A 14,794-nucleotide genomic window follows, 5' to 3' on the forward strand; every position below is an offset into this window, starting at 1 on the left:
TGGATATGAGAGCGATCATCTGACGCTGATGCAACGCGACAAGCTGGAGGATTTCCTGCAACCGCTCACCATGGTGGACCTTTTCGAGACGACGATGCGCCAGCGCATGCACAAGTCCGAAGCGGAGATCGCGCTCATCCGGCAGTGTGCCGCCATAGCGGACGTGGGCGGCTACGCGATCCGCGATGCCGTCCGGATCGGCACGCGAGAGATCGACGTCGCCATGGCCGGGCGCGATGCGATGGAACTGGAGATCGCCAAACGCTTTCCGGACGCCGAGTACCGCGATACCTGGGTTTGGTTTCAATCGGGCATCAATACCGATGGGGCGCACAACCCCGTTACGGCCCGGCAGATCGAGCGCGGCGATATCCTGTCGCTCAATACTTTCCCGATGGTATCGGCCTATTATACGGCGCTCGAACGCACGATGTTCGCCGGAGAGGTCGACCCGGCCAGCCTGAAGATCTGGGAAGCGAACGTTGCCGCGCATGAGTTCGGGATGAGCCTGCTGAAGCCCGGTGCGAGCTGTTCGGAGGTCACCCGGCAGATCAACGATTTCCTGCAAGAACGTGACCTTTTGCAATACCGTACCTTCGGCTACGGCCATTCCTTCGGGGTATTGAGCCATTATTACGGACGTGAAGCTGGCCTGGAACTGCGCGAGGATATCGATACCGTGCTGGAACCGGGCATGGTCATTTCCATGGAACCCATGCTCACCCTCGGCGAAGGCCAGCCCGGGGCGGGCGGCTACCGCGAGCACGATATCCTCGTCATTACCGACGAAGGCAACGAGAACATCACCGGCTATCCCTATGGGCCGGAGTTCAACGTCGTGGGCTGAACGGGCAGGGACCGGCCCCGATGGCCGGTCCCACCGTCGCAAAACGCGCGAAACTTCCTATATCTTGGTTGTCGCAGCCGATAGACCGGCACGGATAGGTCACCGCCGGAAGGAACCGAGATGAAGATCGCAAAATGGGTGTTCTGGATTTCCCTGTGGGCGCTTGTCGCCGCGTTTTTCCATTATACCCTGCCGCAGACGGATATCGTCCGCATTACCGATACCTATGAAAAGCGGATAGATTTCGGCGCGAACTCCTTGTTCTGGGCCCAGGCTGACGCGGGGGCGGACGGTTCGATGCAGAACCGGGATGTATTCTTTATCCAGACACGCCGCGCGGACGGCGATGTGATGGTTTACCGCAACGAGGATACCGGCTGGGGCTGGCCGCCTTATTTCAAGTTCGATACCGCGAATCTGCAAGCGGAAGCGGCTGACCTGCGGTCCGTATCGGGGGCACCTGTCTATGTGGCGCTGAAGCACTACGGCTGGCGTAACGAGCTGTTCTCGATCTATCCGAACGCCGTCTCCTTGCGCGTCGTGGATGGGCCGAATGCCTCGAAGGGCATTCCCTTTGTCAGCATCATCGTGCTGACCCTGTTTCTGGCGTTGGTCTACGCTGTCTGGGTACGCTGGCGGCGGTTCCGCGACGCCCGTGTGAACCCGGCATTGGAGCGGATGGAGGAAGACCTGTCGGCCCGGCAGGGGCGGCTGGCCGCATGGTGGCGCGACCGTCGCAAAGACAGGTGATGCTCCGGGGGCACCTGAAACTGACCCCCGAGGGCTTTTCGCGGTGCTGTCGGAGCCTCCGGCGGGAGTATTTGGAAAAGGGTGAAGGGGCGGCCGATTTAACCTTCGCGTGCGACCATGCGGCCCATGCGGCGACCGCCGAGGATGTGCACGTGCAGGTGCGGTACGTCCTGAACCCCGTGCTTGCCCGCATTGGCGATCATGCGAAACCCTTCCCCCTGATCGAGGGCGACGCCTTCCTTTCGGCAGACTTCAGAAATGGCGCGGGTATAGTCGATGATCTCAGCCTCGGAGGCCTCTGCCGCGAAGTGATCGTAGCTGACGTAGGCACCCTTGGGGATTACCAGCACATGCACCGGCGCCTGCGGTTCGATATCGCGGAAGGCGAGGCTGTGTTCGGTTTCATGAACCGTGTCGTTCGGAATTTCTTTCCGCAGGATCTTCGCGAAAATGTTCTGGTCGTCGTAATTGTAGCCCATCGGGGTCCTCAATCTGCAAACAGGTAGTCGGTTTCGGCGATCTGTAGCGCCTTTTCATGGGGAATGTTCAGGAAGCGGCCAAGGGAGACGGCGTTTTCCTCCAACGAGGCGCTTTCGCGCATCCGGTCGTGGTTTTCGAACTGTGAATCGCGAATGCGGTCGGATTCATGAACCATGTCGTTGCGGATCGTCGGCAGCAGCCGGTTCAAGGTGTCCTGCGATGTCCGTTCCCCCGCGAGGCCGACACGCATGGCGTGGCCGGTCAGGTAGTCATCTGAGAACTGGCATTCGATTTCGAGGATCCGGGTGATCGAGCGGTCGGAGGCGAAATCGTTCAGCAGGTCGAGGTTGCCCGGGTCCATACAGACGATCAGCCGGTCGGTCTGGTAGTAGTCGAACAGCATGCGCATCAGGGCCCGGCGGTGGCGGGTGCGCTTTTCGAGCGTGTTTTCCAGCCCGCCGAGGTCGGGCAGGGGGGTGTGCTCTTCGTTGAAGAGGTATTCGATGGCGGGCAGGTTCGTCAGTTGGCGAATACGGTCCAGCACGCGTTTGGCCACGTGCCATTTCTTGCAGACCACGATCAGCAGTTCGCGTTCCCGCCCCAGCGTGCTTTCGGTTTCCCAGAAGCGGGTCACGAAACGCCGCCCGATGCGCCCCCGGCCCGTCAGGAATTTGAAGAGCGACCGGCCTTCGTTGCTGATCTCAAAAGGCACGCCTTCGGCCGCGTAGAGCAGACCGAGGCGACGTTTCAGGTCCTGCGCCTCGGGGCTGATCTTGCGGGCGAAGAGGTAATCCTGACTCAGCAGCAGATCGTAGTGATCGTCATAGAAGGTTGTTGGCATGCCGTAGTCGGTGAACATCAGGAACGTCAGCGTGCGCGAACGAATTTCGGTATCCGGCACGAGATGGCGCACGAGGGTTTGAAAGAAGGTTTCATCCGGGATCCATGTGGTGCGAAAAAAGCGCGTGACATCGCGCCGTTCCTTCAGGAAATCCAGCAGTGCCTCGATCGTGCGGCGCCGCAGGCACCACCACTGGCTGCCGATCTGGACCTGGATGTCTTCCGGGATCGGGCGGGTCAGGCCCAGCCGTTTCTGAAGGGCGAACATCGTGTAGAAGCGCTTTTTCTGTGTTCGTTCGTTGAACCAGTGCCGGTAGATCAGCCGTTCCTCGCGCCAGCCTGTCTTGATCCAGTCGCTGGCGAAGTAGTCGAAGCTTTCGATGAAGTCGCAATCGTTGTCGTCGAGAAACTGGTGGGTGTATTCGGCCGACTTGATCGCCATGCAGTCCCCCGACAGCATGTAGAAATGGGTCGCGCGGGGGAAGGTTTCGACCGCCGATTGCACAGCGTAAAGCGTTGCCTGCACCAGCGACCATTCGCCCCAGCCGCAGCGGATGCGTTTCCTGGCGAAGGTAACGTTGGGATTGTCCGCCAGCGCCTTCTGGATCTGCGCGAAATGCTTGGGATCAGCGCTCGCGTCAAAGTGGATGGACATATAGTCCCCCACGGCGGTCAGGCGTTCCGCCTGCCTGATGATGGCGACGGGGTCCTTGTGGCACAGCAGGATATAGGCAATTTTTGCCATGCGCGAAACGAACTGCCCTCAGTGGTGCTTTTGTTGAACTAGATAATCGTGAAGACCGATTGAATAAACCGCATTTCTTTGCTTTTTTATGCGGGTCACGATCTGTTGCCATAAAACAGACGCAAGGTGGAAGGCGAGTGGTGCTATGGGTTTTCCCGGAACGTGGATGACGGAAAGCGAAAGCATGGTGTACCGCGTGGTGCCCAAATGCGCTTGTTCCACCATCGGTCAGATCATGTTCTATTCGGATCACGGCGCGTTTTTCGACGGCGATATCCACGACGCGAAGGCAGGGCTGCACAAATGGGCGCTCGATGCGTCGCAGGGTCCGATCGTGGAGAATGTGACCCGACATAAATCCTTTGCCTTCACCTGCGTGCGCAACCCCTACACCCGGGTGCTCAGTTCTTTTTTCGACAAGATCTGCGGCATTCAGCGCAACGGAAAGCGCTATCGGGGCAAGCTGGTGCCGCTGCTGGTCCAGAAGTACGGGATCGAAGTGGGCGGCGGCGACGGCAAGCAGGAGTTCGACCAGATCGCCAGTTTCCGCCGTTTCCTGCTGTTCGCGCGGGACACCATTCGGTGGCGGCGCCCGATGGATCCGGATATCCACTGGTCGGCGGAATCAGGGCATGTCAGCACGTTCATTGCCAATGGCGGGACCTACGACAAGATCATCTGGACGGAGGATTTCAACGGCGGCATGCAAAGCGTGCTGGACGCAGTCGAAACCCCGCATCCCGTGGACCTTGCCCAGATACCGCGCTTCAACGAATCCGAAGGGCACGGCCCCAAGCGTGCGCATCCTGTCGAGGATTATTTCGACGATCTTTCGATGCACCTCGTGCGGGAGATCTACAAGCGAGATTTCGACCTGTTCAAATACGACTTCGACAACCCGTCGAACAAGATGCCAGTGGGTGAGATCGACCTCGCTGAAGTGCATGCCAAGCTGGGTGACTGACCCCGCCTTTCTTCACATTCCTGTCAAGGTCAGGCCCTGATGGATTTGAATGCCCTGATTGCCCAGTTCGGGCTTATTGCCCTGTTTCTGGGGTGCTTCCTCGAGGGGGAGTCGGCGGCCATCACGGGCGGCGTGCTGGCGCACGGGGGCTTCCTGCCGCTTTGGCAGGTGGTCATCGCCATCGCGGCGGGTGCATGGACTGCGGACAACCTGATATTTTACGCAGGCCACCGCTATCGCACCCATCCCCGGGTCATCAAACTGTCGCAGAAACGGATGCTGGGCCGGATTTTGCGCCATGTGGGCGATCATCCTTACGTGGTGACGGCCCTGTTCCGCTTCATTCCCGGCATGCGCATCCTCGCGCCCTTGGCGCTGGCGCATACGCGGGTTTCCTACACATCCTATGCGGCCATCACGCTTGTCGCGTCGTCGCTCTGGGCGCTTTTCTATGCCACGCTGGGGCAGGCGTTCGCGATCCTTCTAGCGCGGCTTTACGGCGAATTGGAGCAGCGGGAGGTCATCGTCATTGCCGGGACGCTGGCCGCCGCCGGGCTTCTGCCGCTACTGATCCGTTATGTCCGGTCGCGCAAAGGGGGTTAAAGCCCGCCTTTCCGAATGATGTCAGCGACCCGCCGGCCGACAGCGGCGCTGCCCTTGACGGAAGGATGGATGCGGTCGGCCGAATGATAGGATTTGTCCCCATAAGGCACCAGGTCCTCCAGGGACAGGAAGGTGACGCCTTCATCCGCCGAAGCCATCTGCGCGATCCGCGCCTCCATCCGGTCGCCCAGCGACTTGCAGTGATCGATGGGCGAACCGAAGCCCGGGCTGCGCAGGTAGCCCACGTAAATGACCCGGGCATTGGTCGCCCTGATCCGGCGTACCAATTTCGGGATCTCGCCTTTCTTGCCGTCTGCAGAGATCAGCCGTTCCATGGTGCCGGTGCAAAGCAGGCAACCGCAGCCCAGCCACAGGTCATTGCCGCCGCCGTTCAGGATCACCCATTCCCACGGGCCGGGCACGAACTGTTTGGGGATGCTCATGCCGAGCGCGCCGGAAATGGGCAGCATATAATGCATCTGCGCTCCCACGACGGAGCGGTCGAGCACGGGAACGCCGAGTTCAGCCTCTAACATGTTGGAGACGGAGCGTTTTTCCCCCACGTTCGAGGCGAGCAGCGAATCTCCAAGTGTGATGATCCGGGCGCCTTTCTCGCTCCCCACCCGTTCCGAACAGGAAACCAGTACAAAGGTCAGTGTCAGCAATAGTGCGAGGTGTCTGAGCACGTTGGGCATGTCGGTATCCTTGGCTATGTTTCAGCAGTGCAGGAGGTGACGACTAAAGGCCGCAAAGATGGCGAATCTATGCTCCCCTTCGGGAAAGATACGGGTAAGGAGGTGCGCTGGCCAATGCGTCCTCCGCTCGGAGCGGCGCGCGCTTGCGTCCTTCCTGTCATCGCCCTACATCGGGGGGCATGGCGCAGGTAAAATCATCTTCGAAATCCGATCCGAACTACAAGGTGATCGCGGAAAACCGCCGCGCCCGCTACGATTATGCCATCGAGGACGACATCGAATGTGGCATCGTGCTGGAAGGGTCCGAGGTCAAATCCCTGCGCATGGGCGGCTCCAATATCGCGGAAAGCTATGCGGCGGTGGAAGATGGCGAGCTGTGGCTCGTCAACAGCTATATCGCCCCCTACAAGCAGGCAAAGACCTTCGGCCATGACGAACGACGCCGGCGAAAGCTTCTGGTGTCCCGCAAGGAAATGGCGAACCTCTGGAATGCGACCCAGCGCAAGGGCATGACGCTCGTTCCTCTGGTGATGTATTTCAACCACCGGGGAATGGCCAAGATCAAGCTGGGCATCGCCAAGGGCAAGAAGAACCACGACAAACGAGAAACCTCGGCCAAGCGCGACTGGGCGCGGCAGAAGGCCCGCCTGCTCAAGGATCACGGTTGAACAAGGGCGGGGCGGGCGCTCTTGTCAGGGGCAGCGCGCGGCGGTAGGCAGAGGCACATCCGCTGCAAGGGGGGCTGCCCATGCCTGACGATCCCAAGACGCTGGTCTCGACGGACTGGCTTGCCAAACACCTCAAGGACCCTGATCTGCGCCTTTTGGATGCGTCATGGTACCTGCCCGACGCGGGGCGCAATCCGAAAGCCGAATACGAGGCTGCCCATATCCCCGGCGCGCGCTTTTTCGATATCGACGATATTTCCGACGGTCGCTCCGACCTGCCGCATATGGCGCCACCGGTCGAAAAGTTCATGTCGCGGATGCGCGCCATGGGCGTGGGCGACGGGCATCAGGTCGTGGTCTACGATGGGGCCGGGCTCTTGTCGGCGGCGCGGGTCTGGTGGCTCTTCAAGCTCATGGGGCAGGAAAATGTCGCCGTTCTCGACGGGGGGCTGCCCAAGTGGGTGGCCGAAGGGCATCCGACCGAGGACATGCCGCCCATTCCGCGTGACAGGCACATGACAGTGCGTCTGCAGAACCAACTGGTGCGGGACGTCACCCAAGTCGCGCAGGCGGCCAAGCTGGGCAATCCACAGATCGTCGATGCGCGATCACCGTCACGGTTCCGGGGCGATGCGCCCGAGCCGCGCGCGGGATTGCGGGCGGGGCATATTCCCAGCGCGCGCAACCTGCCCTACACCGAGCTTCTGAACGATGATCAGACCATGAAGGACGGCGATGAATTGCGCGCGGCGTTCGAGGCCGCAGGCGTGGACCTGTCGCGCCCAGTCATCACCTCGTGCGGGTCCGGCATCACCGCCGCGATCCTCGCCCTCGGGCTTGAGCGATTGGGCCATCGGGATTGGTCGCTTTATGACGGGTCCTGGGCGGAATGGGGCATGGCGCCCACCATGCCCATCGCCAAGGGGGAGGCTTCGTAATGTTTGAAACGCTCAAGGCGCAGCCTGCTGACAAGATACTCGCCCTCGTTCAGGCCTATCGGGATGACCCGCGTGAGACCAAGATCGATCTGGGCGTGGGCGTCTACAAGGATGCGAACGGGCTGACCCCGGTCATGCGCGCCGTGAAAACCGCGGAGCACCGGCTCTGGGAGGCTCAGGATACCAAGGTCTATACCGGCCTTGCCGGGGACCCGGCTTTCGCCGATGCGATGATCGGGCTGATCCTAAGCGATGCAGTGCCGCGGGAGACTGTCGCCGCGGCTGCGACGCCCGGGGGGACCGGGGCAGTGCGTCAGGCGTTCGAACTGATCCGGATGGCACGGCCCGAGGCGCGCGTTTTCGTGTCAGACCCGACATGGCCAAACCATTTGTCCATCCTGTCCTACCTCGGGATGGAAGTCGTGCCTTACCGGTATTTCGATGAGGAAACGCGCGGCGTCGATTTCGACGGCATGTGCGCCGATCTGCGTAAGGCGCGCGCGGGCGACGTGGTGCTGCTGCATGGCTGCTGCCACAATCCAACCGGCGCCAATCCGACGGATGCGGAATGGGACACGGTGATCGAAATCCTCCGCGAAACGGGCGCCCTGCCGATGATCGACATCGCCTATCAGGGTTTCGGTGACGGATTGGATGCGGATGCCGCCGCCACGCGGAAAATCGCGGCGGCGGTGCCCGAATGCCTGATCGCGGCGAGCTGTTCGAAGAATTTCGGCATCTACCGCGAACGCACCGGGCTGCTCATGGCCATTTCCGCGGAACCCGCGGCGCGTGGCCTGAATCAGGGAACGCTGGCTTTCCTCAATCGGCAGAATTTTAGCTTTCCGCCCGATCACGGGGCGCGCGTGGTGACCATGATCCTGCAGGACGAGGCGCTGCGGGCCGGTTGGAAGGCAGAACTGGAAGAGGTGCGCAACACGATGCTGGGGCTGCGCCGCCAGCTTGCCGATACGCTGCGCGATCTGTCCGGGTCGGACCGCTTCGGATTTCTGGCGCAGCATCGGGGCATGTTTTCCCGGCTCGGCACCACCCCCGACAAGGTGGAGGAGCTCAGGGCAAAGCACGGGATTTACATGGTCGGCGACAGTCGCATGAACATTGCGGGCCTCAACAGCCAGACCGTACCGATCCTTGCGCGGGCAATCGTCGAGGTGGGTATCTGACGCTCCCCTTCTCATGATCGAAAATACTTCCGCCGGAGGCATCCAAACGGAAAACCCGCGCTCGACGGCGCGGGTTTTCTCTTTTCTTGGACGGACTGGATGGATCAGCCGCGGGCGAACTCCGGATAGGCTTCCATGCCCAGCTCGCTCATGTCGAGGCCGGTGATTTCCGCTTCCTCGTCGACGCGGATACCCATGGTCGCCTTGAGGATCAGCCAGACCACCAGCGATACACCGAAGACGAAGGCCCCGATCACCGCGAACCCGATGATCTGTGTCACGAAGGACGTGCCTGCCGTGTAGACGGGTACCACGAGCGTGCCCCAGAACCCGGCTAGCAGGTGCACGGGGATTGCGCCGACGACATCGTCGATCTTCAGCTTGTCGAGGAACGGCACGGTGAATACGACGATCACACCGCCCACGGCGCCGATCCAGAGCGCCCCGAAGAGGGTCGGGTCAAGCGGTCCGGCGGTGATGGAAACCAGACCGGCGAGTGCACCGTTCAGCACCATGGTCAGGTCGACCTTGCGGTACATGACCTGTGTCAGCACCAGTGCGGCAACGGCACCCGCTGCGGCGGCCATGTTGGTGTTGGCGAAGATCTGCGCCACGGCATCCACGTCTTCGATCGTTCCCATCGCCAGCTGGGACGCCCCGTTGAAGCCGAACCAGCCGAGCCACAGGATGAACGTTCCCAGTGTGGCCAGCGCGAGGTTCGAGCCGGGCATCGGCACGACGCGACCATCCTTGGCGAACTTGCCAAGGCGCGGCCCCAGCACGATGGCCCCGGCCAATGCCGCGAAACCGCCTGTCGCATGGACGAGTGTGGAGCCCGCGAAGTCCGAGAAACCCATCTGGCTCAGGAAGCCCGCACCCCACTGCCAGGATGCTTCGATCGGATAGATGAACCCGGTCAGCACCAGCACGAAGATCAGGAAGGGCCAGAGCTTCACGCGTTCGGCCATGGTGCCGGAAACGATGGAGGCGGTCGTGGCGCAGAACATCAACTGAAAGAAGAAATCGGAGGCATTGGAATAGCCGCCGGCGTCGATCGTCGTCTTGACGTCCTTCGTGCCGAAGCCCCCCAGCACATCCTGAATGATCCAGCCATCGCCGGGATACATCAGGTTGTAGCCGACCAGCCAATACATGATTGCCGCGAGCGAGAAGAGGCCGATGTTCTTGGTCAACTGCGTGGTCACGTTCTTGGCCCGCACCAGCCCGGCTTCGAGCATGGCAAAGCCGGCGGCCATCCAGAACACGAGGAAACCCCCGATCAGGAAAAGCAGCGTGTTGAAGATAAAGGTCGTGTCGGCCAGAGTAGCGAATTCGGTATCCTGGGCGACGGCCAGGGAGGGGGCCAAGGCTAGCCCGGCGGCAAGTATGTAGCGGTTCGGGGATGTCATTTTCATTTCCTTGAGAGTTTGCATCAGATGGCTTCGTCGCCGGTTTCACCGGTCCGCACGCGCAGCGCCTGCTCCACGTCCAGTACAAAGATTTTGCCGTCGCCGATCTTGCCGGTGTGGGCGGCCTTCGCGATGGTCTCGACCATCTGTTCCGCCACTGCGTCGGCAACGACCATTTCGATTTTGATCTTGGGGACGAAGTTCACGACGTATTCGGCCCCCCGGTAGACTTCCGTGTGGCCGGATTGCGCGCCGAAGCCCTTGATCTCGGTGACCATGAGGCCGCGTACACCCGCGTCTGTCAGCGCCTCGCGGACCTCTTCCAGCTTGAACGGCTTGATGGTTGCTATGATGAGTTTCACCCTTGGTGCCCTTTCCGTTGGCAGGCTAAACCTGCATTTCGCTGCTGCAGCAAAGTGCGGATCGGTTCATACGGGAAGAGGTTGGGGCGGCGCGCGAACAGCTTGTCGCACCTTGCCGCACAAAAAATAGGCACATGCAAAATTGTGCCCAATTATGCGGCAAATACTGGTCGGCAATGTCGTGCCTATTCGCTAAACATTCCCCGCGGAGATCGATAAGATGCGCGCAAATCAGGCCCGGGCAGGCAGTACATGAGCGATTCATCCAAGCGGAAACGACCCCTCGTCGCAGACAAGCGGTATAACAAGAATGCGCGCAAGAAGACCGCCGCGACCACGCGCAAGTCCGCTGCAAAGGGGGGCAGGAGCCGTCGTGCAGCGCCGCGCAGGCCGCGCAGACGTGGTCCGCTTGGCTGGTTGAGTGCGCTGGTCGCGTGGATCATGCGCCTGATCTGGACGATCACCTGGCGTGTGACGGCAGTTGCAGTGCTCGTGCTCGCGCTGGCGGTCGGCTATATCTACACGACCCTGCCGCCGCTGGAGGCGCTTCTCGATGGGCGCGCGCGCGGATCGGTCACCCTGCTCGACCGCGAAGGCGATGTCTTTGCGTGGCGCGGGGATCAATTCGGCGGCGTGGTCACCGCCGACAGCGTGTCGCCCCATCTGCGCAATGCGGTCATCGCCACTGAAGACCGGCGTTTTTACCGTCATTTCGGCGTCAGCCCACGGGGCATCGCGTCAGCCATTCGGATTAACCTGAGCGAAGGGCGCGGGCCGCTTCAGGGCCATGGCGGCTCGACCATCACCCAGCAGACGGCGAAACTTCTCTGCCTGGGCGAACCTTATGAACCGTCCAGTGGCCAGACCGAAAAGGAATACGAAGCCGAATGCCGCCGCAACTCGCTGCAGCGCAAGGCGAAGGAAGCGCTCTTCTCCATGGCGATGGAGGCCAAGTATTCGAAGGACGACATCCTGTCGATCTATCTCAATCGTGCCTACATGGGCGGCGGTGCATTCGGGGCCGAAGCGGCATCCCAGCGGTTCTTCGGAAAGCCCGCTGCGGCGGTGACGCCCGCCGAAGGCGCCATGCTGGCGGGTTTGCTGACCGCGCCGACCACCCTGTCGCCCACCAACAACCTTGACCGTTCGCAGGAGCGCGCGGCCACGGTGATCCGCCTTATGCGGCAACAGGGCTACCTCAGTGAGGCCGAAGCGCAAGACGCCATCGCCAATCCTGCTCAGCTGTCGGAGGCCGCGGAGGCGGAAGCGGGTGGCTATTTCGCCGATTGGGTCATGTCTTCCGGCCCTGAATTCTTCACCCGGAACACGACCGAGGACGTCATCATCAAGACGACGCTGGATCAGCGCATCCAGAAGGCGGCAGAGGACGGTCTGCGTGCCATCTTCGAAAACAAGGTGCGCGAAGGATCGAAGGCGCAGGCCGCGATTGTCGTGATGTCTGCCGATGGCGCCGTTCGCGCGCTGGTGGGGGGGCGCAAGACAAAGGTGGCGGGGGCCTTCAACCGGGCAACGCAGGCCATGCGCCAGACCGGTTCGGCCTTCAAGCCCTTCGTCTACGCCGCCGCTCTCGATCTGGGCTATTCCCCGAACGATCTGGTCGAGGATGCGCCTTACTGCCTGAATATTCCCGGCTCCGGTGAATGGTGCCCGAAGAACTATACCAACAACTTCAAGGGGGCGGTCACCCTGACCGAGGCCCTCAAGGAATCGCTCAATATTCCGGCGGTCAAGATTTCGGAGAATGTGGGACGTGAGATCGTCAGTCAGGTCGCCTCTCAGTTCGGGATCAAGAGCGATCTGGCCGCGGGGCCGGCGCTGGCGCTGGGCGCCTCCGAAAGCACGCTGCTGGAGATGACGGGTGCCTATGCCGGTATCCTCAATGGCGGCTCCTCTGTCACGCCTTACGGTCTGATCGATCTGCGCCTGTTGGGGGATTCAGAACCGCTCATGGGGACAGGCGGCGGCATCGGTGAACGGGTGATTCAGGAAGAAGCGGCGCGCCAACTGGTCTACATGATGGAAAAGGTCATTTCCGAAGGGACGGGCCAGCGTGGGCAGTTCGGGGGCCGGGAACTCGCCGGGAAAACCGGTACGACGTCGGCTGCCAAGGACGCATGGTTCATCGGGTTTTCCGCCGACTATGTGACCGGTGTCTGGATGGGGTATGACGACAACACCCCGTTGGAGGGGGTGACGGGGGGCGGCTTGCCCACTGACATCTGGCGTGAGGTCATGTTGCGCGTGCACGAAGGCCTGCCAATGAATCCCCTGCCGATGATGACGCCCCTGCCCAGCACGCGCTACACCGAAGCGCAGCCGACGCAACCCGCCGCGCCCGCCCAAGGAAGCGCCCCACGGCGGAACGACACGATCATCGATCAGGTGTTGCGGGATATCTTCGGCAGCCCGTCGAGCAACCCGGGCGCATCGGGTACAGCACCTCAGCGAGGGGATCGCTGACCTTGAAAGCGGTTGCCCGGCTGCAGCTATGCGGTGCGTAAGGCTGCCCGTCAGCCCGCGCGGCTGAGATCGGCTGTCATCTGATCGATGTCGCCCCCGCGCCGATCCAGCATGGCACCGATTTCGGCCCGCTCCGTCAGCAGAAGGTTCACGCCTTCGATGAACATGTTGAAGAACTGGCCGCGCCCCGATTTGTCGGAAACGAGGAAAATAACCTCGATCGGGCTTTCGCCCCGAAGATAGGCCGTCGTCTTGATCTCGTACCCGGGCTTGATCCGCCGCGCGCCCTCAATCTCGATCCGTCCGCCGATGAATTGCTTGAACCGCTTGCCATATTTACGGGAGATATATCCCGCGAATGCGTTGGCGAACGCCTGCTTCTGTGCCGCGGTCGCCTGGCGACCGTCCGCACCCAGCGCATATTGGGCCATGATGCCCACATCGGCGTAGCGCAGGAAAAGCTGTTCGAATTTGCCGATCATGGTGGCCTCTGACCCGCCTGCCGCGATGACGGCATCGATGTCCGCCACGAGCTGCCGGATGAAGGCCGTCGACTCTTCGGCGCTCAGCGCGAAGGCGGGGCGCGCGAACAGCCCCCATGCCGCGGCCCCCGCCAGAAGGGCGCGGCGTGTGGTGTCAGTTCGCATAGGGATCGTCATACTCAAGCTCCGTGGCGGTGGCGCGGGACAATTCGTAGCGGCGCTTTTGCAGATAGATAAGCCGCGCCTGCGCATAGCTGTCCGCGCTGTTGTTAAGAACATCGTCGATCACGTCACCCCGCCGGGAGGTCTTGAACACCCGGTCCGCAATGCTGGCCAAGGGGCCGACGTAACGTTCGGGGCTATCCAGAACATAGGTCAGCGGATTGGTGAAGAGGTCGACCACCCGACCGGCGGCATCCCGCTGCGTAGAGGGGCCGATTACCGGCAGTTCCAGATAGGCGCCTTCGCCCACACCCCAGACATGCAGCGTTTCGCCAAAATCGGTTTCGACGTCGCGCACGCCGAATTCCCCCGCCACATCGATCAGCCCGCCGATCCCGACGACGCTGTTGACGGCGAAACGGGAGACGGCGATCCCGGTATCCGCCAGATCGCCCTGCAACAGGCTGTTCACGGCCATCTGCGGCATGGCGAGGTTGTCAGCGACGTTGTGAACGAGGTGTTGCACCTCTGGCGGCACGCGGGACGCGACACCGCCCGTGCCGGAACCGGCAAGCCGCTTGTTGAAGTCATGGACCTGCCTGTTGCGCGCCTCATAGGGGTCGTTGATAGCGCCGTCCCCCGCGGGAATGGTCGGCGCGGCACAGCCCGCCAGCGTCAGGCCCGCCATCAGCAGAATGGAAAAGCCCGTGCGGGGCCGCGAGGAAATGAGGTGCTTCAAAGAGGTCTCCTGTCCGGCGTGACGATCTGGTTTCCGCTAAACGATGCGGCGGGAATGGCAGACAACCGTTCCTTTACCCCGCCATGACAGTTTCGGGAAGTGACCGGCCGCACATCCGGGTCAATCTATCCGGGGAAGGGACCCGATGCACCACGAAAACGATTCCGGCAGCGGGCCGCGCACGACGCGGGGGCTGATTTTCGCCGTCGTGTTCTTTGGCGTCTTCACCAACCTCCTTACCCTCACCGGGCCGCTTTACATGCTGCAGGTCTATGACCGGGTGCTTGGTTCCGCTTCTGTCGAAACGCTCGTCTCGCTGACCCTGCTCATGGTGTTTCTTTACGCAACAATGGCGGTGATCGACTGGGGGCGCTGCAGGATCATGTGGTTCCTCGCTGCGGAATGGCGCCGGGGGGCCGAAGCGCGGGCCTTCGATGCGGATATG

At 61.7% G+C, this 14,794-nt stretch carries 15 protein-coding genes and 1 pseudogene; 9 read left to right on the forward strand and 7 right to left on the reverse strand.

All coding sequences use genetic code 11. The features are described 5' to 3' along the window. Window positions 1-847 (forward strand): M24 family metallopeptidase (locus A3764_RS02635; RefSeq protein WP_067951126.1); only part of this gene is annotated, 847 nt, incomplete at its 5' end. A gap of 120 nt (window positions 848-967) precedes the next feature. Further along, window positions 968-1,597, forward strand: a complete 630-nt coding sequence (locus A3764_RS02640) for a DUF1523 family protein (protein ID WP_067921237.1) — start codon at window positions 968-970, stop codon at window positions 1,595-1,597. Between the two features lie 98 nt (window positions 1,598-1,695). Here A3764_RS02640 and A3764_RS02645 read toward each other — a convergent pair whose 3' ends face one another. Beyond that, window positions 1,696-2,076, reverse strand: a complete 381-nt coding sequence (locus A3764_RS02645; protein WP_067921235.1) for an HIT domain-containing protein — start codon at window positions 2,074-2,076, stop codon at window positions 1,696-1,698. Between the two features lie 8 nt (window positions 2,077-2,084). Continuing rightward, window positions 2,085-3,662 carry a DUF5928 domain-containing protein gene (locus tag A3764_RS02650; protein WP_067921233.1) on the reverse strand — a complete coding sequence of 526 codons (1,578 nt, stop codon included), beginning with the start codon at window positions 3,660-3,662 and terminating at the stop codon, window positions 2,085-2,087. Window positions 3,663-3,807: 145 nt separating this feature from the next. Here A3764_RS02650 and A3764_RS02655 point away from each other — a divergent pair, with 145 nt between their 5' ends. Both A3764_RS02655 and A3764_RS02660 read left to right on the forward strand, forming a co-directional pair. Then, complete coding sequence (locus A3764_RS02655) at window positions 3,808-4,626, forward strand: sulfotransferase family protein (RefSeq protein ID WP_067921232.1); 819 nt, start codon at window positions 3,808-3,810, stop codon at window positions 4,624-4,626. A 39-nt stretch (window positions 4,627-4,665) separates the two neighbouring features. Then, window positions 4,666-5,229, forward strand: a complete 564-nt coding sequence (locus A3764_RS02660) for a DedA family protein (RefSeq protein ID WP_067921230.1) — start codon at window positions 4,666-4,668, stop codon at window positions 5,227-5,229. Here the strand turns inward: A3764_RS02660 and A3764_RS02665 are convergent. Next, window positions 5,226-5,924, reverse strand: a complete 699-nt coding sequence (locus A3764_RS02665; protein WP_067921228.1) for an SGNH/GDSL hydrolase family protein — start codon at window positions 5,922-5,924, stop codon at window positions 5,226-5,228. The genes A3764_RS02660 and A3764_RS02665 overlap by 4 nt on opposite strands. 179 nt (window positions 5,925-6,103) lie before the next feature. On the opposite strand from A3764_RS02665, the gene smpB reads away from it, so the two are divergent. From smpB to A3764_RS02680, 3 genes are all read left to right on the forward strand, one after another. Continuing rightward, entirely contained in the window at window positions 6,104-6,592 is a 489-nt protein-coding gene (gene smpB / locus A3764_RS02670) for an SsrA-binding protein SmpB (protein WP_067921226.1), read from the forward strand. Between the two features lie 80 nt (window positions 6,593-6,672). Beyond that, the gene (sseA, locus tag A3764_RS02675; RefSeq protein WP_067921224.1) at window positions 6,673-7,530 is read left to right on the forward strand and encodes a 3-mercaptopyruvate sulfurtransferase; all 858 of its coding nucleotides are present in this window, start codon (window positions 6,673-6,675) and stop codon (window positions 7,528-7,530) included. Next, entirely contained in the window at window positions 7,530-8,714 is a 1,185-nt protein-coding gene (locus A3764_RS02680) for an amino acid aminotransferase (protein WP_067921221.1), read from the forward strand. The genes sseA and A3764_RS02680 overlap by 1 nt, the downstream gene beginning before the upstream one ends. Before the next feature lie 104 nt (window positions 8,715-8,818). On the opposite strand, the gene A3764_RS02685 is transcribed toward A3764_RS02680, so the two are convergent. Together A3764_RS02685 and A3764_RS02690 are read right to left on the reverse strand one after the other, a co-directional pair. After that, window positions 8,819-10,129: an ammonium transporter gene (locus A3764_RS02685; protein ID WP_201722174.1), complete on the reverse strand. Its 1,311-nt coding sequence runs from the start codon at window positions 10,127-10,129 to the stop codon at window positions 8,819-8,821. Window positions 10,130-10,146: 17 nt separating this feature from the next. Then, window positions 10,147-10,485 carry a P-II family nitrogen regulator gene (locus A3764_RS02690; protein ID WP_067924365.1) on the reverse strand — a complete coding sequence of 113 codons (339 nt, stop codon included), beginning with the start codon at window positions 10,483-10,485 and terminating at the stop codon, window positions 10,147-10,149. Between the two features lie 252 nt (window positions 10,486-10,737). Here A3764_RS02690 and A3764_RS02695 point away from each other — a divergent pair, with 252 nt between their 5' ends. Beyond that, a complete protein-coding gene (locus tag A3764_RS02695; protein ID WP_067924370.1) occupies window positions 10,738-12,966 on the forward strand; it encodes a transglycosylase domain-containing protein in 2,229 nt (742 codons plus the stop codon). Between the two features lie 50 nt (window positions 12,967-13,016). Here the strand turns inward: A3764_RS02695 and A3764_RS02700 are convergent, their stop codons facing one another. Both A3764_RS02700 and A3764_RS02705 read right to left on the reverse strand, forming a co-directional pair. Continuing rightward, window positions 13,017-13,625, reverse strand: a complete 609-nt coding sequence (locus A3764_RS02700; protein ID WP_443069024.1) for an MlaC/ttg2D family ABC transporter substrate-binding protein — start codon at window positions 13,623-13,625, stop codon at window positions 13,017-13,019. After that, entirely contained in the window at window positions 13,603-14,349 is a 747-nt protein-coding gene (locus A3764_RS02705) for an MlaA family lipoprotein (protein ID WP_236627998.1), read from the reverse strand. Before A3764_RS02705 ends, A3764_RS02700 begins: the two co-directional genes overlap by 23 nt. 145 nt (window positions 14,350-14,494) lie before the next feature. Between A3764_RS02705 and A3764_RS02710 the strand changes: the two are divergent. Beyond that, window positions 14,495-14,794, forward strand: a pseudogene (locus A3764_RS02710) (type I secretion system permease/ATPase); the annotation flags it as partial.

Origin of the sequence: Sulfitobacter sp. HI0129, assembly GCF_001635395.1 — a bacterium.
Lineage (GTDB): Bacteria > Pseudomonadota > Alphaproteobacteria > Rhodobacterales > Rhodobacteraceae > Sulfitobacter.